Source organism: Variovorax sp. PAMC26660, assembly GCF_014302995.1.
In the GTDB taxonomy this organism is placed as follows: Bacteria; Pseudomonadota; Gammaproteobacteria; order Burkholderiales; family Burkholderiaceae_C; genus Variovorax.
The window spans coordinates 4,138,686-4,158,279 of the sequence record NZ_CP060295.1 but is presented as its reverse complement, the minus strand read 5'-3'; the positions used below and the strand labels follow the sequence as shown (position 1 = coordinate 4,158,279).

Here is a 19,594-nt window from a genome sequence, read left to right as displayed (position 1 = left end):
GAGGCCCACCGGCGACTCAAACCCTTGTCGTTACTGGTTGATCTTCACGGAGAAGAGCAGCGTGGCCGTGCCGCTGGGGGCCACGGTGTTGGCCGCACTGCCGCAGCTCACGGCGGTGGCGGTCTGCGCATAGGCCAGTGCCGTGCCGCTCACGCCGGTCGAGGTGCATTGCGTGAGCGCAGCGGGCTGCGTCGCGCTCAGCGCGGTGTACGCGGGCACCGCATCGTTGATGGCGATGTTGGTGACCGGTGCTGTGCCTTCGTTGGTGGCAATCACCTTGTAGACGATGCACTGGCCGGGCTTCAGCGTCAGCGGGGTTGCAGCGAACGCGGTGTCGGCCACGCCGTTGCAGGCGGCGCTGGCAGCCTGCGTCTTGACGACGCGGATCTGGCCGGTGATCACCGTGCTGATGTCGGTCGCCGTCGGCGCGCCGCAGTTGGCCGTGAAGGTCGCGGTCACGCTCACCGTGTCGGTGGCGCCAGCGGTCGCACCGCCCGGTGCGAACACGCGCACCAGCAGCTTCTGCGAACCGTTCGCGGCCAGCGTCAGGGCGGACGAGTTGGTCACCAGCGTGTCGTTGGCATCGATCTGGCCGTCGCCGTTCACGTCGAGGTAGATCGCGGTGGTCCAGCCGAGCGAAGCGTCAGCCGATGGCACGGTTGCCGTCAGCGTGTACGCGCCGCAGCTCTGACTGCCGGTGCTGCTCAGCGTGTGCGGGTACACCACGGTGCCGCCCGGTGCGACCTGGCCGCTGTTGTTCGGCGAGAGCGTGGCGCTGTACGTCAGGGGGACGGTGACGGTCACTGCGTCGGTCTTCGTGTCGGACACGATCACGCCGGTCGAAGCGGTGGCGGTGGACTGCACCTGGAAGTAGATCTTCTGTGCAGTGACCGGCGCTTGCGTCGCGGGCGGCGTCACGCAGGCAGCGACCTGCGCCTGGACGCCGGCGTTGGCCGCCACGGACGTGATCGCCGCGGACGCGCAGGTGCCACCCGAGGCCACGAACTTCACCGTCCAGCCCGCCGGCAGGGAGCCGGGGAAGCTGGTCGACTGGCTGGCCGCCAGGTTGTAGGTGTTGTTCTTCGTGTCGTTGTTCTTGACGAACAGCGCGAACACCGTGCCGGTGCCGGCCGCGGTCGCGTTGGTCGTGGTCGGGTTCGGGCTCGGGCCGGGGCCCAGGTCGCCGTCGCCGACCGAACCCGTGCCCGTGCCGGCAGCGGTGTTGGTCAGATCGACCAGCGAGCCCACGACGATGGTGACCGTGTCGAGCGTGGCGTCGATCTTCGTGCCGTCACCCACGGAACGACCCGCCACCGTGGCCGAGTACGGACCCGCGCCGACAGCCGTGGCCGAAGGCACGTTGGCTTGCACCACGATGCCGACGCTGCTCCCAGCCGCGATCGGGCCGGTGTCGGGCACGCCGTCGCCGCTGGTGTCGAGCAACGGCGTGAAGCCGTCAGCCGCGAAGAACAGGAAGGTCGTGCCGGCCGGGAAGGTATTCGACGACACAGAGAGGTTCACGGTGTCGCTGCCTGTGCCGGCGTTGAACACGGTCTGGGTGAACTTCACGCTGCCACCGGCCACGACCGACGCACGCGTGGTCAGGTCGTTCGCGGTGCCGTTGGGCGTGCCCGGCGTGGTGTCGGCGGCGTTGGCGGCGGTCGAGCCGTTGGCGCCCACGACGACGCCGTAGTTGGCAAGCACCGTGTACGCCGACGGGTTCGTGCTGGAGCCTGGCGTGCCGATGGACGCCGCAGTGGTCGTCAGGGGAACGGTGGTCGGCTCGAATTTCGCCACGTTGGTGGTGGTCGAGGTGCCGATGGCGGCGCTGGTGTTCACCAGCACCACGAAGCTGACGGTCTGCGTGACGTTCTGGCCGAGCGAGGCGACCACGGTGTTCAGCGTGTTGCCGCTGACCTGGAAGTCGATGCCGGTCGGATCACCGGCCGCGCCGTCGCCCAATGCCGTGCCGGGAACGCTGCTCCACACCGCGGAACCCGCGACGTAGGTCATGCCGCTGGGCAGCGTGTCGGACATGGCGAACCTGCCGGGGGCGCCACCCGTGTTGTTGAAGGTGAGCGTGTAGACCGTGTACTGGCAGGTCGCGCTGGAAGCCAGGCCTGCCGACCATGCCGTCGCGCAGCTTGCCGAGGACGAACGCTGGCCGCCGTTGGCAGCCGTGGGCCATGCGCCGCCACCGGGAGCGGACACGGACGGCGCACCGATCGTCTTGGTGACGTTGAACGCCGCAGCCGTCGTCAGCTGGATGTCGTCCTTGACGGCTGCCGAGGTGTTCGGCGCGGTGTACAGCGCCGGCGTGCCTGGCGTGGCGGTAAGGGTCGCCGTGTCGAAGGTGGCGGGGACAGTGCCCGCGCCGCTGGCCGTTCCGGGAATCGTGTAGGCCACGACGAAGCGGAACACGCCGTTGTTGCCGGCCACCGGCAGCGCCAGAACGTCGCAGGTTGCGGCGCCCGTGGCAGTACACAGGCTGGTGGTGCTGTCGGGCACGCCGTCGCCGTTGGCGTCCGCATAGACCTCGACCTTGGAGAACTTGTCCGTGTCGGCGTCGACCTTGATCGTGAAGGTGTCGTTGCCGTTGCCGGTGTTGGTCAGCGTGTGCGGTGCGTAGACCGTGGAGCCGACGGCGCCGATCTTGGTGTTGATGACGGTGGTGGTGACGCTGCTGACCGAGTCGAGCGTGAACGAACCCACCTGCTGCACCGTGGTCTGGACCAGGTTGGACGTGGCCAGTTGCGTGGTGCCGGCCGCATCGGAATAAGTGGCTGAGGCCTGGTTACCGATGACGGTGTTGGCGGGCGGTGCGGCAGCAAAAGAAGCCGGGCTTCCGAACAGGAAGCCCAGCGTCAACGCTGCGGCGCCGACCCACGACGCAGCCGGCCTGAAGCCGTTGCTGCGCCGGGTTGGCAGGGTGGGAATCACGTGATTTCTCCTCGGTTGTCAAAGAACGGGAACATGAAAAGCGGGTGGGTCAGCGCGCGGCACCGACCACGGCCGGCGGTGCGGGCGGCACGACCGTCTCGACCTTGGCGCGCGCGCTCACGGCAGCGCTGCCGTTGGCGGGCAGCTGGCCCAGGCTCCAGCGCAGCGCGCGGTAGTCGGCGTAGGGCACGGGTTCGGTCTTGTTGCCGGCCGCCTTGCGCGTCAGCGGCTCGGGGCCGAACACGGCGTCCTTGGTCGCGGCCTGCACGAGCGTGGCGCCCGGCTTGGCGCTGCGCGGCAGGTAGGCCAGGCCTTCGGGAATCGGCAGGTCGGCCACGAGACCGGTGACCGGCTTGCCCGTGTTGTTGGTGTAGGTGGCCTGGTACTCGACCACATCGCCGGGCTTCACCGAGCCGGCGTCGAGCAGTTGCTCCTTGCCTTGCGCGTCCTTCACCACCTTGTGCTGGGTCAGCACGACGGCGACGGCCTTGTTCTGCGTCTTCTGCGCAGCCTCGGTGGCGGCGGTGGACTGGGCCATGGCGGTGCCGGCCAGGCCGCTCAGGCTTGCAACGACGAGCGCGCCGGCGCCCATGCGGGCAGCGAAATGGGAGATGCCGCGGCGGCAAGCGAATTGAGTCAGTTTTTTAATGGACATGGTTGCTCCGAATTCAGGACACACAGGAGTCCACCCCCGGTAAATACCGGGCGTGAAATAAGCGGCTCGGGCCGCAATGGGAAACGCCGGCCTTGCATGGGCTGGCATTGGGGAGAACAACAGTCGCTTGCGCTCGAATGGCTTCGAAGCAGGCGCTGGCTGCCGGCCTGCTGCGATTTCTCAGTCGCAGTCAGGGTCCCGTCAACATTTGTTAACTTTTATTTTTGGAGTGACGGAATGTATATTCGAAAACGCTGTTCTGCACCCCTCAGATCCGACAACCCATGATTCGGAATTAAGGTTCCGGTTTCGACAACCGGCGGTTTCAAACGCGCCTCTTCCCTCTGTCGCGCGAGGGCGGCAAAGATCCAGGCAAGGGTGTTCCCGCTGCGTTTTTTGCAGTGAAATTCAGGAAAAGAAGAAATACGGGCCGCTCGACGCTTGACAGTCGATGGCCGTTGGCGGGATCAGGATGATTTGAAAATACTGAGCACGTAATCCACGAAGGTTTTGATCTTTGGAGAATTCCTGCGAGACGGCAAATAAACCAGATTGATTTCCTGCGGTTTCAAATTCAGCGATGGAAGCACCGGCACCAGCAGGCCGCTTTCAATCTGCGCCCGGGCCAGCGACACGGGAACCAATGCAATGCCCCTGCCCGACATGGCCAATTGCAGGATCAATTCAAGATCGTCCGACTGAAATACGCTTTCCACCCGCACCCGGTGGATCTTTTCAGCAGTCGCCAGGTTGATTTCGCGTTTGCGCCCCTCGGCATCGGTGGTCAGGAAGAAGTGCGATGCCAGGTCCGACAGGCTCTCGATGCGCGGGAACGGCGCCAGGTAGGCCGGCGCGGCGCACAGCGTCAGCGGTTCGTGCTTCAGATGGCGTGCGACCAGCTCGTCGCAGCCTTCGCGGCCGCGCCGGATGGCCAGGTCGGCCTCGTCGCGGAACAGGTCCGCGCGGTCCTTGCCGGTCTCGACCACCACTTCCAGTTGCGGATAGGCCGTCATGAAGGCCGGCAGGTGGCTCATCAGCAGTTCCCGGCCGTAGTAATGAGGCACGGCGATGCGCAGGCGTCCATTCACGGCGCCGCCGCCGGACGACAGGTTCAGCATGACGTCGTCGAGGATGGTCAGCACGTGCTGGGCCGCCACCAGGAATTCCCGGCCTTCTTCCGTCAGCGCGAAGCGGGCGGAGCCGCGATGCAACAGCAGGTGCCCCACCGTGGCTTCCAGCCTCTGGAGCTGACGCGACGCGGAGGCCTTGGGCACATTGAGTACGTCGGCAGCGGGAGTCAGTCCTCCAAGCTGGGCGGCTTTCGTGAAAAGCCGCACATCCGACAAAGAAAAATCCTTCATTTCAGCCCGGCGAGATCCGTTTTTTGTTTTCTCCCTGAACGCGCCTGCAAGCCAGGGCGCAGGGCCACAATGCAGGACCAAGGCAACCTACTGATTCATAAGTGACCTTTAGTTTCATTTTCAGCCATCGAGTTGATGATTGGTAACAATTGATGCAACGTTTCCTAAATGGCGGGAAAAGTTCACCGTTTGGCCATAAATCTGCGAATCCAGCTTGCAAAATCCTGCGAACAAGAGTGCTGAACCTTGGCAGAGCCGCAAGGTGGACAACCACCTCGCGGGCATCCCGGACTCTGCTTTGGCGTCAAAATTCGTCCAATCATTGAATGAATAGGCTCACCTGATGCTTGCCCAAGCGCCTCGCACCTCCCTGGCGGACTCCGCCGCCAACAGCATCCGCACCGAAATTTCCGCCGGACGCTGGGCGGTTGGCAGTCGCATCCCGATCGAGCCGCAACTTGCGCTGCTGCTGGGCGTGAGCCGTGGCACGGTGCGCGAAGCCGTCAAGACGCTGGTGTCGCGCGGCCTGCTCGAAGTGCGCCAGGGTTCGGGCACCTATGTGCGCTCGGGCTTCGATCCCTCGTCCAGCCTGCAGAAGATGCGGCGCGCCAGCCTGCGCGACCAGTTCGAGGTGCGCCGCGCGCTCGAAGTCGAAGCGGCGCGGCTGGCCGCGGTGCGCCACACGGCGAAGGACCTGCGCCGGCTGAACACCCTGCTCGACAAGCGAGGCGTGCCCGATGCGAGCGACAGTGGCGCCGGCTTCATCGAACGCGACCTCGCCTTTCACCTGGCCATCGTCGATGTGTCGGGCAACCTCGCGCTGGCCGAGACCTGCCGCTTCGTCACCGGCTATATCAAGGAAACCATCGCCAGCACGATGAGCAGCAGCCTGCCCGAACCCGACGAGGCCGCGCACCGCTCCATCGTCGAAGGCATTGCCAGTGGCGACCCCGACATCGCGGCCGCTGCGGTGCGCGCTTTCATGGCGCCGATGATCAACGCGCTGTCGCTGGGCGCGGCATGAGTTCGATCACGCTCTCCCCCGGTTCCACCTCGACGCCACGCACCCAGCCCGCACACCCCGGCACCACCGAAGAACTGCTGATCGACGCCGAGGTCGACAGCCAACCCCCGCCACGCCCCACGCCTGCGCCGAGCACCGGCCGACGCATCCTGCTCGGCGCCAGCGTGGTGCTGATCGCGTTCAACCTGCGGCCGGTGTTTGCCAGCCTGTCGGTGGTGCTGCCCGAAATCATCAAGGCCACCGGCCTGTCGGCCACGGCCGCGAGCCTGTTGACCACGCTGCCGATCGTCTGCCTGGGCGTCTTCGCGCCGCTCGCGCCGTGGCTGGGCCGCCGCTTCGGCACCGAGCGCACGCTGCTCGGCTGCATGGTGCTGATCCTGCTGGGCACGGTGCTGCGCGGCACCGGCAACATCCCGCTGCTGTTCCTGGCCTCGGCCATCGCAGGCAGCGGCATCGCGGTGTCGAACGTGCTGCTGTCTGGGCTGGTCAAGCGCGACTTCGCCAAGCAGGCGGCGCTGATGATGGGCCTGTACACCATGGCCGTGTGCGGCGGCGCCGCCAGTGCCGCGGGCCTGACGGTGCCGATCGAACATGCATTGGGCGGCGGCTGGACGATGGCGCTTGCGATGTGGGCATTGCCGGCCGCGCTCGTCACGCTGATCTGGGCGCCGCAGGCGCTGCCGCTGAAGCCGGTGGCGAGCGAATCGGGCTTCACCGTGCGCGGGCTCTGGCGCGACAAGCTGGCCTGGCAGGTCACCTTCTTCATGGGGCTGCAATCCGCCCTGGCCTACATCGTGATGGGCTGGCTCGCGCCGATCCTTCGCGAGCGCGGGCTCGGCAGCGAAACGGCTGGTTATGTGGTGTCGCTGTCGGTGATGACGCAGGTGGTGACCTGCCTCGTGGTGCCGGCGCTGGCCGTGAAGCTGCGCAACCAGCGCGGCCTGGCCGTGGTGCTCGCAACGCTCACGGTCACGGCCATGCTGGCGATGCTGTTCGCGCCGCTGCAAGGTGTGTGGCTCTGGGCCGTGCTGCTGGGCATTGCGCAAGGCGGCACCTTTGCGCTGGCGCTCACGGTGATCGTGCTGCGCTCACCCGATTCGCACGTGGCCGCGCACCTGTCGGGCATGGCACAGGGCGTGGGCTACATGGTGGCGGCCTTCGGTCCGCTGGTGGCTGGCTTGCTGCACGGATGGACCGGCAGCTTCCGCGCATCGGCCTGGCTCTTCGTCGGGCTGGGCATTGCGCTGGTCATCGCGGGCCTCGGCGCGGGGCGCACGCTGCATGTGGGTGCGGTGACGGTGCCCAGGCACTGAGCGCGTCACCGCAGCGCGCTTACTGCAGGTAGCTCTCGGCGAGCAGCGCCCAGTAGGCCGCGCCGATCGGCAGGTTGCTGTCGTTGAAGTCATAGCCGGGGTTGTGCACCATGCAACCGCCGTGCTGGCCCGGCGCGCCGTTGCCGATGAAGAGGTAGCAGCCGGGCCTTTTCTCCAGCATGAACGCGAAGTCTTCGCTGCCGGTGACGGCCGGGCCTTGCGGCTCCACATGCTCCGTGCCCACCAGCTCGCGGCCGATGCGCCGCGCGAACTCGGTTTCATCCGGCGTGTTCACCAGCACCGCATAGCCCTTGCGGTAGTCGATGTGCGCCTTCACACCAAAGCTCTCGGCCTGCGCATTCACGATGGCCTTCACGCGCTTTTCGAGCAGCTCGCGCATCTCGCGATGGAGCGAACGCACGCTGATCTCCAGCACGCAGGTTTCGGGAATCACGTTGTTCGCCTTGCCGGCATGGATGGCACCGACGGTGACGATGGTCATCTCCTGCGGATCGGCGTTGCGCGAGACGATGGTCTGCAGCGCCATCACGATGCTCGACGCGGCAACGATCGGGTCGGCCGAGCGATGCGGCATGGCGCCGTGCCCGCCCACGCCGGTGAGCGTGACGGTGGCGTAGTCCGACGAGGCCATGGCCGCGCCTTCGCGGAACACGAGGTCGCCCTGCCGCCGTCCCGGCGAGTTGTGCATGGCATAGACCGCGTCGCAGGGGTACTTCTCGAACAGGCCGTCTTCCATCATCTTCACGGCGCCGCCCATGCCCTCTTCGGCCGGCTGGAAGATCAGGTTGAGCGTGCCCGAAAACTCGCCGTGCTGCGCGAGGTACTTGGCCGCGCCGAGCAGCATCGCGGTGTGGCCGTCATGGCCGCAGGCGTGCATGATGCCGGGCCTTCCGCTGCGGTAGGCCAGGCCGGTCTTCTCTTCGATGGGCAGCGCGTCCATGTCGGCACGGATGCCGATGGCGCGCGTTCCGCCGCCGCGCTTGAGGCGCCCGACCAGCCCCGTCACGCCGAGCCCGCGCTCGACTTCGTAGCCCCAGGCCGTGAGGCGCCCGGCCACCAGGTCGCTGGTTCCGAACTCTTCAAAACCAAGCTCGGGGTTCTGGTGGATCTGCTGGCGCACCGTGACGAACTCGGCGGCGTTCTTTCTCATGTACTCAAGGTAGTGCTGTGCGTTCTGCGGCATCGTGTTCTCTGAGGTTGGAGGGGAAGAATCTGTCGGCTGCTCAGGGTTGCAGCGCCATCGTGGCGGGCAGCCGCGTCCACGGCAGATCGGCCGGGTCGGCAGCCATCGGGCCCGGCGCCTTGGCCACGAGGATGGTGCTGGCGATGGGCGCGAAGTCGGCGCGGAAATGCACCGAGCTTTTGTTGACCAGCAGCTTCATCGCCTCGGGCTCGATGCCCAGGTAGCGGAAGAACTCGCGATCGAGCATCTGGCTCTTGCCGCTGGCCACGGCGATCCGCACGCCGTCGATCTCCAGGCAGGCACTAGCGCCGAGCGACACCGTACCGCCGCGCGACATCGGACCCTTGCCCTGCACCTGGCCGTCGCTGAGCGCGGTCACAGTGAACAGGCCCTCGACCGGCGCATCGCTGAACTGGCCGCCCCACGTGGGCACCGAGGTGCCGAGCGCGATGCGGATCTGCGCGCCGAGGCCGGCTTCGTGCGCCGCGGCTGCGGCGGCCGGGTCGAACATCAAGCCCAACGCCACCTGCCCCGGAAAGCGCTTGCCCGCGCCTTCGGCCAGCAGCGCATGCAGCATGCCGGTGGTGTTGCTGTCGGCGCCCGCGCCGGGGTTGTCCTGCGTGTCGGCAATGACGACCGGGCGGCTCGCACCCTCCGCCAGCTCCAACGCCCGCGCCACCGCCACGCGCGGCGCCAGCACGTCGAGCCGCCATTGCGAGCGCGGCTGGTCGATGCGCTCATACAGCGTGGCCACCGCCGTGCCGGCGTCATCACCGTAGCCCCACACCACCGGGCCGCACTCGGCGATGTCGGCGGCAGGAAAGCCGGTGGCAAAGCTCAGCACCGCGTCGTGCTTCGCGTCGAGTTCCTTCAACAATCCGTACACCGATGCGGCCGGCTCGATCATGGTCGACTGCACGTTCAGCGGCAGCAGGAAGCTCAGCCGCCGCGCATGCAGCGGCTCGCGCGAACCGCGCGCCACGCGGCGCTCCAGCAGCGTCGCTGCGAGCCGGCCCGTGTCGGCCATGTCGATGTGCGGGTAGGTGCGGTAGGTGGCCAGCGCATCGGCCTCGGCCAGCATTTGCGCGGTGATGTTGCCGTGCAAGTCCAGGCTCGCGACGATGGGCACGTCAGGCCCGACCAACATGCGGATGCGCGCGATCAGTTCACCCTCAGGGTCTTCCAGGTGCTCGGTCACGGCCGCGCCGTGCAGGTCGAGGTAGACCGCGTCGATGCCGCCATCGGCCAGCGCGGCTGCAAGGTCTTCGGTGATCGCGGCCGAGATGCGCTCGAAGGCGTCTTCCGTCACGTGCGCCGAGGGCGTGGCGCCGGCCCAGGCCGAAGGCACCAGCGACCAGCCCTTCTCGCGCGCCGCGTCGATGAACCCGCCGACGGGAATGTTCCTGCCCGCATAGGCCTCGACGATCGCAGCGCCGCGCCGGTACGGCGGAAAGCTGGAGCCCGCGTTGAAGGCGGCCCAGTCCGCCTTGCTGGGCGCGAAGGTGTTGGTCTCGTGCTGGAAACCGGCGATGAAGACTTTCATGACATCCTTTTTTTCATTGACGTGGGAACGAAGAAATTTCAACTGCGTGCAAAGGCGAAGTCGCGGCCGGGCGCAGCAGCCAGCAGTTTGCGCGTGTATTCGTGTTGCGGCGCGAAGAACACGTCGCGCACTTCGCCACGCTCCACGATTTCACCCTGGCTCATGACGATCACGCTGTCGCAGATCTGACTGGCCACGCGCAGGTCATGGGTGATGAAGAGAATGCCGATCTTCAGCCGCTGCTGGATCTCGTCGAGCAGCCGCAGGATCTGCGCCTGCACCGACACGTCGAGCGCCGACACCGCCTCGTCGGCGATCAGCACCTGCGGGTCGCAGGCCAGTGCGCGCGCGATCGAGATGCGCTGGCGCTGCCCGCCCGAGAACTCGCTCGGGTAGCGGTGCAGCGCATCGGACGACAGCCGCACCAGCCGCATCAGCTCTTCGGCGCGCGCCCAGGCTTTGTCGTGCGGCATGCCGAAGTTGACCGGCCCTTCGACGATGGACGCGCCCACGGTCTGCCTTGGATTGAGCGAGCGGTACGGGTCCTGGAAGATCACCTGCACCGTGCGCCGAAACGGCGACAGCGCGCGCCCCTTGGCGTGCGCCACCGACCGGCCATCGGCAAAGATGTCGCCCGAGGTCGGGTCGATCAGCCGCGCGATGCAGCGCGCCACCGTCGACTTGCCCGAACCCGACTCACCCACGATGCCCACGGTTTCGCCCGGCCGCACCGCGAGCGACACATCGCGCGCCGCCTTCACCGTGCGCCGCTTGCCGGGCCAACTGCCCGTGACGTAGGTCTTGCAGATGTTCACAGCGTTGAGCAGCGGGTAGGCGTCCGCCACCGGAGGGCGCTTGTGCGCGGACAGTTCGGGCACCGCATCGAGCAGCATCTTCGTGTAGGGCTCGCGCGGCGCCGTGAGCACCGCCATCTTGTCGCCCTTCTCGATCATGGCGCCGAGCTGCAGCACCACCACCTCGTCGGCAATCTCGGCCACCACGCCGAAGTCGTGCGTGATGAAGAGCACGGCCGTGCCGTTCTCGGTCTGCAGCTCGAGGATGAGCTTGAGGATCTCCGCCTGCGTCGTCACGTCGAGCGCGGTGGTCGGCTCGTCGCAGATCAGCAGCGCGGGCTTGAGGATCAGCGCCATCGCGATCACGATGCGCTGGCGTTGCCCGCCCGAGAGCTGGTGCGGGTATGACGCGAAGATGCGCTCGGGCTCCGGCAGCCGCACGCGCGCCATGATCGCGAGGATCTTCTGCCGCCGGTCGGCCTTGCCCATGCGCACGTGCTGCGCCAGCATCTCGTCGATCTGCGCGCCGCAGGTCATGACGGGGTTGAGCGCGGTCATCGGCTCCTGGAACACCATGGCCATCGACGGGCCGCGCAACTGGCGCAGGCGCGATGTCGGCGCGGCGAGCAGGTTCTCGCCCTGCAGTTCGATAGTGCCGCGCACCGGCACGAGCCCTGCGGGCAGCAGGCCCATCACCGCATTGGCAATGACCGACTTGCCCGAGCCCGATTCGCCGAGCAGGCAGACGATCTTGCCCGGCGGCACATCGAAGGAAACCTTGTCGACCGCATGCGGCCGGTCGCCGCCGCGCGGCAATGCGATGGCAAGGTCGCGAACGGAAAGTACGGGGGCTTGTGCCATGGCTCAGCCTCCGCGCTTGTTGAACTTGGGATCGAGCGTGTCGCGCAGCCCGTCGCCCAGGATGTTCACCGCCAGCACCGTGAGCGCCAGGAAGATGCCCGGAAACAGGACGTTGTGCGGGTACTGGTTGAACTGCGCGCGGCCCTCCGCCATGATGTTTCCCCAGGTCGCCATGTCCGCCGGCAGGCCTACGCCGAGGAAGGACAGGATGGCTTCCACCAAGATCGCCGAGGCGCACACATAAGTCGCCTGAATGATCAGCGGCGCAATCGCATTCGGCAGGATGTGCCGCACGAGGATCTTCCAGGTCGGCGTGTCGAGCGCAATCGCCGCCTCGACATACGGCTCTTCGCGCACCGTGAGCACCACCGAGCGCACCAGCCGCGCCACGCGCGGAATCTCGGGCACCGCGATGGCCACCACCACGGTGAGCAGCGTGCCGCCGAACAGCGCCACGAGGCTGATCGCGAACAGGATGCCGGGGATGGCCATGACGCCGTCCATCAGCCGCATGATCACGCCGTCGATGCGGCGAAAGTAACCGCCCAGCAGGCCCACGAGCATGCCGAACACCATGGCGAGCGCGGCCACGGCAATGCCTACCGTGAGCGACACGCGCGCACCGTACAGCGTGCGGCTCCAGATGTCGCGCCCGAGGCTGTCGGTGCCCATCACGAACAGGTGCTCGAAGGTGTCGCCGGCCAGGCTGTTGAACTCGCCGCGCGTGCCGGGCATGAGGTTGCCGCTGCCGGGGTCGATGGCGGTCGGGTCGATGGTGCCGAGCCACGGCGCGGCCAGCGACATCAGCACGAGCAGCAGCAACACGCTGCCGCCCGCGCGCACCGACCAGTCGGCCAGGATGCGCTTGAGCAGCGAGCGCCGTTGCGGCGGTGCCAGCGCTTCGATGGCGATGTCTGGCACTGTGGCAAGGGGAAGGGGAAGGGTCGAATCGGTCATGGTGTTTCCGTTCACTTCGTTCAGTACCGGATGCGGGGGTCGAACACCAGGTAGCTCACATCGATCAGCAGATTGATGAGCACATAGATGACGGAAAAGAACAGCGTGATGCCCTGGATCAACGGGAAGTCGCGCGACAGCACCGCGTCGACCGTGAGCTGCCCGAGCCCCGGAATGGCGAACACCGTCTCGGTGACCACCACGCCGCCGATCAGCAGCGCAATACCGATGCCGATGACCGTGACGATGGGAATGGCCGCGTTGGCGAGCGCGTGGCGCATCAGCAGCCGCGTCTCGGAGATGCCCTTGGCACGCGCAGTGCGGATGTAGTCCTCGGTCATCGCCTCGGCCACGGCCGCGCGCGTGACACGCGCGATCAGCGCCACGTAGATGATCGACAGCGTGATCGACGGCAGGATCAGGTGCTTGATCCACAGCCAGGGCCCCTGGCTCAGTCGCTGATAGCCCTGCACCGGCAGCCACTGCAGGTGCAGCGCGAAGATCCAGATGAGCACGTAGCCGATCACGAACGCAGGTATTGAAAAGCCCATGACCGAGAAGCCCATCAGCATGCGGTCGAGCCAGCCGCCGTGGCGCCACGCTGCGATCACACCGAGCGGCACCGCGATGAGGATGGTGGCCACCAGCGTCACGGCGGCGAGGGACACCGTGGCCTCGATGCGCTGGCCGATCAGTTCCACCACCGTCTTCTTCATGAAGTACGACTCGCCCAGGTTGCCCTGCAGCAGTTGCGCACTCCAGTGGAAGAACTGCACGGGCAGCGACTGGTTGAGCCCCAGTTGCTCGCGCACGCGGGCGATGTTCTCGCTGGTGCCGCTGTCGCCCACGATGGCGGCGGCCGGGTCGCCGGGCGCGAGCCGCAGCATCAGGAACACGATGAGCGCGACGATGACGAGCACCGGCACGGTCGAGAGAATGCGGCGTGCAAGAAAGAGCAGCATGGGTGACTCCCGGGTCCGGCCGCGTCAGTTCTTCTTCAGGTTCCAGAACACGGCCACCGGCGAGCGCACCACGCCGCTCACCACGCCCTTGCGGTAGGCCGTGAGCGGCTTGTATTCGCCGATGGGCGCGTAGATGCCGGTGTCGTACACGCGCTGCTGGATGGCGGTGGCCAACTCCTTGCGCTTGGGTTCGTCAGTGCTGGCAAGGAAGTCGGACTTGAGCTGCTCCAGCTTGTCGTCGGTGGCCCAGCCGAACCAGCCCTTTTCGCCATTGCCCGTGAGCGGCGCGAAGAACATCGGGTTCATGTTGTCGGCAATGCCCCAGCCGGTGATGAAGAGGTTCCAGCCGCCCTTGTCGACCGGGTCCTTCTTGGCGCGGCGCGTGACCAGCGTGGGCCAGTCCATCGACTGCATGTCGACGTTGAAGCCGGCCTGCTTGAGCAGTTGCGCCATCACCGGCGGAAACTTGTTGAGCACCGCGAAGTCGGCCGGGTACATCAGCACCACGGGCTTGCCGTCATAGCCTGCTTCCTTGAGCAGCGCCTTGGCTTTCTCGAACTGCGGCTTGCCGGTGAAGTAGCCGGTCTTGTCGGACGCGAAGGCCGAGCCGCAGGGGTAGATGGAAGCGCAACTGTTGTACAGCTCCTTGTGCACGAGCTGGGCGCGCATCAGCGCCTCTTGGTTGATGGCCATGAAGGCGGCCTGCGCGATCTTGGGGTTGTCGAAGGGCGGGATCAGGTGGTTCAGGTGCAGCGCGAACGAGCCCTTCGACACGGGGCTGTCGAGCGTGATGGCGGGGTTGTTCTTGAGTGCGGTGTACTGCTCCGACGGCACCCACTCGATCATGTCGACCTCGCCGTTGGCCAGCGCATTGGCCTGCGTCTGCGCGTCCTTCAGGACGATCCATTCCATGCGGTCGACGTACACGTTCTTGCCGCCGGCCGTGCCGGAGGGCGCCTCGGCGCGCGGCACGTACTTGGTGTTCTTCAGGTAGACGATCTTTTCGCCGGGGCGGTATTCGTCCTTCTTGAAGATGTAGGGGCCGGAGCCGGTGGCGTCGTCTATCTGCTTGTCGGCCGGGGTGGCGGCCACGCGCGCCGGCATGATGAAGGGCGGGTTCGACGAAGGCTTGCTCAGCGCGTCGAGCACCATGCCGAAGGGCTCCTTGAAGACGAACCTGAAGCTGTTGGCATCGACCGCCTCGGTCTTGTCCATGGCGGCGAACATCTTCTGGCCCAGGCCGTCGCGCTGGCCCCATCGCTTGAGCGAGGCGAGCACGTCGTCGGAGGTGACAGGCTTGCCGTCATGGAAGGCCAGGCCCTTGCGCAGCGTGAAGTTCCAGGTCTTGCCGTCGGCGCTGGTCGTGTACTTGTCGACCATCTGCGGCAGCACCTTGCCCCGCTCGTCCACGCCGAAGAGCGTGTCGTAGACCATGTAGCCGTGGTTGCGCGTGACGAAGGCGGTGGTCCAGATCGGGTCGAGGATCTTCAGGTCGGACTGCGGCACGAGGCGCAGCACCTTGCCCGCATCCTGCGCGAAGCTGCTCGCCGAAGCGGCGGCAAACAGCGCGCCCGCGAGGAGGGTTGTCATCAGGTTTTTTTTCGACAGCATGCTTCAGTTCTCCGGTGGAAGGAATGGGGAAGGTGTGAACGTGAAAAGGCTTCGGCCACGCGCGGGCCGCCGCCGCGGCAAAGCCGATGGCAGGGATGCGCGAGGCGCTCGGATGAAAGTCATGGACACAGGCTCCGGAAGCGAACAAGGACACCCCGCGCGTTGGCGCGGCGTGCCCCTGCTGTCCTTTGGCCTGAGAGATTCACCATGCGCGCACATCGCACATGGCTTGCCCCTTCGGCGGCTGCCCTCGGCACCTTGAACGGCGCCGGGCAACGCTCTCCAGCGTTAGAAAAAATCCAGTCTTGGGACCTGAGCGTTCTGGGCTATCGCCTTCGGTAATGCACTAACTCGAAGCATCGAGCCGGCATTTCTCCTGGATCGATTTCTCTAAGCAGTTTGTGTGCCACTCGGGCCGCTCAGGCCTGATGGCACGCCGAAAAAACTACTGCATGCCGCCGCCGCAGAAGTCGAGCCCTTCGGTCGAGTCGTCGGTGAAGCTGACGGTGGTGCGCTTGTTGGCGCTGGGACCGGTGTTCGCGGGCCAGTCGCTTTGCAGCCATGTGTAGCGCCACGCATAGGGCTCGCCTGCCTTGGCGGGCTCGTCGTAGGCAATGCGCAGGCTGCCGCGGCTTTCGTCGTGGCAGTGCTGCGAGGTCTTGTAGTCCTTCTCGCTGAAGCAGGCGCGGATCGATCGCGAACACCAGTAAGGAACACCTTCGTGCGCGGCCTTGGCCGGCTGACCCGGCGGCGTGTCCAGCGGCACGAAGTCGGCCGTGACGAAAGACGCGCCACCACCCGAGTAGCTTTCGGACTGGCGCTGCGTCACGGCCGCGGCCCAGCGGCCTTCGGCCAGTGGATAGAGCGCCGGCGCGAGGCTGAGATACACCTCGGGGTCGTCGCTCTTGCGGTCCTGCTGCAGCGAGGCCACGTAGTTCGAGAAGTCGTGCAGGCGATCGAGCTGCCAGGCGGCGGTGGCGGCATTGCGCTTCAGGCGCGCCATGGCCAGCGGCTTCTCTGAAATGACCACGTAGTCGCCGGGCGCGCCACCGCGCGGCCGGTGCAGCGTCAGCGCCTGGGCGTCGCAGGGCTGGGGCAGCAAGGCGCACAGGTGGGCACGCCACTCGGCATCGACGGACTCCGGCGCCTTGACCGCAACGAAGACCTGCGCCGAAGGCGCGGCCATGGCGGGGCCCGCGAGCCCCAGGGCGAGGAGCAAGCTGCCGGCGCCGACGGTGAGGAGTTTTTTCATGCGCGAATGGTAGCCAGCCGTCATCGCCCTATGAGTTAAAACCGCCGCGTGAACACGACCGACTCTCCCCTCCCCCGCCCCCTTCTCCAGATCCAGGACCTCGGCTTCGCATATCCGGGTCAACCCGCACTCGCCGCCGACTGGAACGCCTCCATCGGCCCGGGTGTCACGCTGCTGTACGGCGACACCGGCACCGGCAAGTCCGCGCTGCTCCAGGTGATCGCCGGCCTGCTGCCCGCCACCGGCCGGTTGACCGCGGCCGGCGCGCGACTGGACAGCGCACCCGAGGCCTATCGCCAGAACGTGTTCTTCGTCGATCCCACGACGGACCGGTTCAACGAAGTCACTCCCCGCGAATGCGCGGCCACCCTGAACAAGGGCAACCCGCATTTCAGCGAAGAAAAGTGGCAGGCCCTGGTCGAAGGCTTCGCCCTGAGCCCGCACCTCGACAAGAAGATGTACATGCTTTCGACGGGTTCGAAGCGCAAGGTCTGGATGGCGGCCGGGCTGGCGTCGGGACGCCCGCTGCTCCTGCTGGACGAGCCCACGGCCGGGCTCGATGCCGCGTCGATCCGCTGCCTGTGGGCCACGCTCGCCGGCTTTTCGGGGCAAGCCTCGCAGGCTGTGCTGGTCGCCAGCGCCGCGCGCGTCGACACGGTCCCGCTCGCGGCTTGCATCGACTTGCCGCTGCATTGACACAGGCCGCCGCGGGGTGATCCGGCCGTGAAATGGCATCTCACCGGCGCGCCCGGCGACAATCGGCGGTTCTGGCGGTCAGATCCCGCCTGAACTCCCTGCCACCCGACAACACAGCATTACGGAAGCAAGCGCATGAGCTCGAAGCAACCCACCATCGTCTACACCCTGACCGACGAGGCGCCCCTGCTGGCGACCTACGCGTTTTTGCCCATCATCCGCGCCTTCACCCACCCGGCCGGTATCGACGTCGTCACCAGCGACATCTCCGTCGCGGCCCGCGTCCTCGGCGAGTTCCCCGAATTCCTGAGCGACGACCAGAAAGTGCCCGATAACCTCTCCGAGCTGGGCAAGCTCACGCTCAAGCCCGAGGCCAACATCATCAAGCTGCCCAACATCAGCGCCTCGGTGTCACAGCTCAAGTCCGCGATCAAGGAGCTGCAGGACAAGGGCTACAAGATCCCCGACTACCCCGAGAACCCGACCACGGACGAGGCCAAGGACATCCGCGTGCGCTACAACAAGTGCACCGGCAGCGCGGTGAACCCGGTGCTGCGCGAGGGCAACTCCGACCGCCGCGCGCCCAACGCGGTGAAGGAATACGCGCGCAAGAACCCGCACAGCATGGCCGACTGGAGCCAGGCCTCGCGCTCGCACGTCTCGCACATGCACGGCGGCGACTTCTATCACGGCGAAAAGTCCATGACCCTGGACCGCGCGCGCAACGTCAAGATGGAACTGCTGACCAAGAGCGGCAAGACCGTCGTGCTCAAGTCCAAGGTCGCGCTGCTGGACCGCGAGGTCATCGACTCCATGTTCATGAGCAAGAAGGCGCTGCTGGACTTCTATGAAAAGGAGATCGAGGACGCGCACAAGACCGGCGTCATGTTCTCGCTGCACGTCAAGGCCACCATGATGAAGGTCTCGCACCCCATCGTGTTCGGCCACTGCGTGAAGATCTTCTACAAGGAAGCCTTCGAAAAGCACGGCAAGCTGTTCGACGAGCTGGGCATCAACGTCAACAACGGCATGGTCGATCTGTACAACAAGATCGCCACGCTGCCCCAGAGCACGCAGGACGAGATCAAGCGCGACCTGCACGCCTGCCACGAGCACCGCCCCGAACTGGCCATGGTCGACTCGGCCAAGGGCATCACCAACTTCCATTCGCCCAACGACGTGATCGTGGACGCCTCCATGCCCGCGATGATCCGCAACGGCGGCAAGATGTGGGGCGCCGACGGCCGCCTGAAGGACGTCAAGGCCGTGATGCCCGAATCGACCTTCGCCCGCATCTACCAGGAGATCATCAACTTCTGCAAGTGGCACGGCGCCTTCGACCCCAAGACCATGGGCACCGTGCCCAACGTCGGCCTCATGGCCCAGAAGGCAGAGGAATACGGCTCGCACGACAAGACCTTCGAGATTCCGGAAGACGGCGTCGCCAACATCACCGACCTGGACACCGGCGAAGTGCTGATGAGCGAGGACGTGGAACAGGGTGACATCTGGCGCATGTGCCAGGTCAAGGACGCCGCGATCCGCGACTGGGTGAAGCTGGCCGTCAACCGCGCGCGCAACTCCGGCATGCCGGTGGTGTTCTGGCTCGACGCCTACCGCCCGCACGAGGCGCAGCTGATCACCAAGGTCAAGATGTACCTGCACGAGCACAACACCTCGGGCCTGGACATCCAGATCATGAGCCAGGTGCGCGCCATGCGCTACACGCTGGAACGCGTCGTGCGCGGCCTGGACACCATCAGCGCCACCGGCAACATCCTGCGCGACTACCTGACCGACCTGTTCCCGATCATGGAACTGGGCACCTCGGCCAAGATGCTGTCGATCGTGCCCCTGATGGCCGGCGGCGGCCTGTACGAAACCGGCGCGGGCGGCTCGGCCCCCAAGCACGTGCAGCAACTGGTGGAAGAAAACCACCTGCGCTGGGATTCGCTGGGCGAGTTCCTCGCGCTGGCCGTGAGCCTGGAAGACCTGGGCCTGAAGACCGGCAACGCACAAGCCAAGATCCTGGCCAAGACGCTGGACACCGCCACCGGCAAGCTGCTGGACAACAACAAGAACCCCTCGCCCAAGACCGGTCAGTTGGACAACCGCGGCAGCCAGTTCTACCTGGCCATGTACTGGGCCCAGGAACTGGCCGCGCAGACCGATGACACGGCGCTGCAGTCCAAGTTCAAGAAGCTGGCCGAGTCGCTCGCAGCCAACGAGAAGAAGATCGTCGACGAACTCGCGGCCGTGCAGGGCAAGCCGGTGGACATCGGCGGCTACTACCTGGCCGACCCGAAGAAGTTCGAGGCGGTGATGCGCCCGAGCGCAACGCTCAACGCGACGCTGGCTTCGGCACAGGGTTGATGCAAGAAGGGGCTGCGCAGGCAGCCCCTTTTGTTTGAAAGGCAGACC

Annotated in this window: 14 protein-coding genes and 1 riboswitch; of the genes, 4 read left to right on the top strand and 10 right to left on the bottom strand. The window is 66.3% G+C overall.

Going from position 1 to position 19,594, the window contains the following annotated elements:
- Nucleotides 1-30: 30 nt before the first annotated feature.
- The 3 genes from H7F35_RS19595 to H7F35_RS19585 all read right to left on the bottom strand — a co-directional run bounded on the left by H7F35_RS19595 (nucleotide 31) and on the right by H7F35_RS19585 (nucleotide 4,956).
- Entirely contained in the window at nucleotides 31-2,940 is a 2,910-nt protein-coding gene (locus H7F35_RS19595) for a beta strand repeat-containing protein (protein ID WP_187108263.1), read from the bottom strand.
- A gap of 49 nt (nucleotides 2,941-2,989) precedes the next feature.
- Nucleotides 2,990-3,595, bottom strand: coding sequence for a DUF11 domain-containing protein (locus tag H7F35_RS19590; RefSeq protein WP_187108262.1), 606 nt, complete (start codon nucleotides 3,593-3,595; stop codon nucleotides 2,990-2,992).
- 467 nt (nucleotides 3,596-4,062) lie between these two features.
- Nucleotides 4,063-4,956 (bottom strand): LysR family transcriptional regulator, encoded by an 894-nt coding sequence (locus H7F35_RS19585; protein ID WP_187108261.1) that lies wholly within the window; start codon nucleotides 4,954-4,956, stop codon nucleotides 4,063-4,065.
- A gap of 343 nt (nucleotides 4,957-5,299) precedes the next feature.
- On the opposite strand from H7F35_RS19585, the gene H7F35_RS19580 reads away from it, so the two are divergent.
- Together H7F35_RS19580 and H7F35_RS19575 are read left to right on the top strand one after the other, a co-directional pair.
- Nucleotides 5,300-5,980, top strand: a complete 681-nt coding sequence (locus H7F35_RS19580) for a FadR/GntR family transcriptional regulator (protein ID WP_187108260.1) — start codon at nucleotides 5,300-5,302, stop codon at nucleotides 5,978-5,980.
- Entirely contained in the window at nucleotides 5,977-7,293 is a 1,317-nt protein-coding gene (locus H7F35_RS19575) for a CynX/NimT family MFS transporter (protein ID WP_187108259.1), read from the top strand. Before H7F35_RS19580 ends, H7F35_RS19575 begins: the two co-directional genes overlap by 4 nt.
- A 19-nt stretch (nucleotides 7,294-7,312) precedes the next feature.
- Here H7F35_RS19575 and H7F35_RS19570 read toward each other — a convergent pair whose 3' ends face one another.
- The 7 genes from H7F35_RS19570 to H7F35_RS19540 form a co-directional block, all read right to left on the bottom strand.
- Nucleotides 7,313-8,464, bottom strand: a complete 1,152-nt coding sequence (locus tag H7F35_RS19570; RefSeq protein WP_410010796.1) for a M20 aminoacylase family protein — start codon at nucleotides 8,462-8,464, stop codon at nucleotides 7,313-7,315.
- Nucleotides 8,465-8,537: 73 nt separating this feature from the next.
- The gene (locus H7F35_RS19565; protein ID WP_187108257.1) at nucleotides 8,538-10,040 is read right to left on the bottom strand and encodes a M81 family metallopeptidase; all 1,503 of its coding nucleotides are present in this window, start codon (nucleotides 10,038-10,040) and stop codon (nucleotides 8,538-8,540) included.
- 38 nt (nucleotides 10,041-10,078) lie between these two features.
- Entirely contained in the window at nucleotides 10,079-11,695 is a 1,617-nt protein-coding gene (locus H7F35_RS19560) for an ABC transporter ATP-binding protein (protein WP_187108256.1), read from the bottom strand.
- Nucleotides 11,696-11,698: 3 nt separating this feature from the next.
- On the bottom strand, nucleotides 11,699-12,652 hold the full coding sequence (locus H7F35_RS19555; protein ID WP_187108255.1) for an ABC transporter permease: 954 nt from the start codon (nucleotides 12,650-12,652) through the stop codon (nucleotides 11,699-11,701).
- A gap of 20 nt (nucleotides 12,653-12,672) precedes the next feature.
- Complete coding sequence (locus H7F35_RS19550; RefSeq protein WP_187108254.1) at nucleotides 12,673-13,614, bottom strand: ABC transporter permease; 942 nt, start codon at nucleotides 13,612-13,614, stop codon at nucleotides 12,673-12,675.
- Nucleotides 13,615-13,638: 24 nt separating this feature from the next.
- Complete coding sequence (locus H7F35_RS19545; protein WP_187108253.1) at nucleotides 13,639-15,204, bottom strand: ABC transporter substrate-binding protein; 1,566 nt, start codon at nucleotides 15,202-15,204, stop codon at nucleotides 13,639-13,641.
- A gap of 192 nt (nucleotides 15,205-15,396) precedes the next feature.
- Nucleotides 15,397-15,521: riboswitch (glycine riboswitch) on the bottom strand.
- 149 nt (nucleotides 15,522-15,670) lie between these two features.
- The gene (locus H7F35_RS19540; protein ID WP_187108252.1) at nucleotides 15,671-16,477 is read right to left on the bottom strand and encodes a hypothetical protein; all 807 of its coding nucleotides are present in this window, start codon (nucleotides 16,475-16,477) and stop codon (nucleotides 15,671-15,673) included.
- Nucleotides 16,478-16,525: 48 nt separating this feature from the next.
- On the opposite strand from H7F35_RS19540, the gene H7F35_RS19535 reads away from it, so the two are divergent.
- Together H7F35_RS19535 and H7F35_RS19530 are read left to right on the top strand one after the other, a co-directional pair.
- Complete coding sequence (locus H7F35_RS19535; RefSeq protein WP_187108251.1) at nucleotides 16,526-17,173, top strand: ATP-binding cassette domain-containing protein; 648 nt, start codon at nucleotides 16,526-16,528, stop codon at nucleotides 17,171-17,173.
- Between the two features lie 135 nt (nucleotides 17,174-17,308).
- The gene (locus H7F35_RS19530) at nucleotides 17,309-19,546 is read left to right on the top strand and encodes an NADP-dependent isocitrate dehydrogenase (protein ID WP_187108250.1); all 2,238 of its coding nucleotides are present in this window, start codon (nucleotides 17,309-17,311) and stop codon (nucleotides 19,544-19,546) included.
- Nucleotides 19,547-19,594 lie beyond the last annotated feature (48 nt).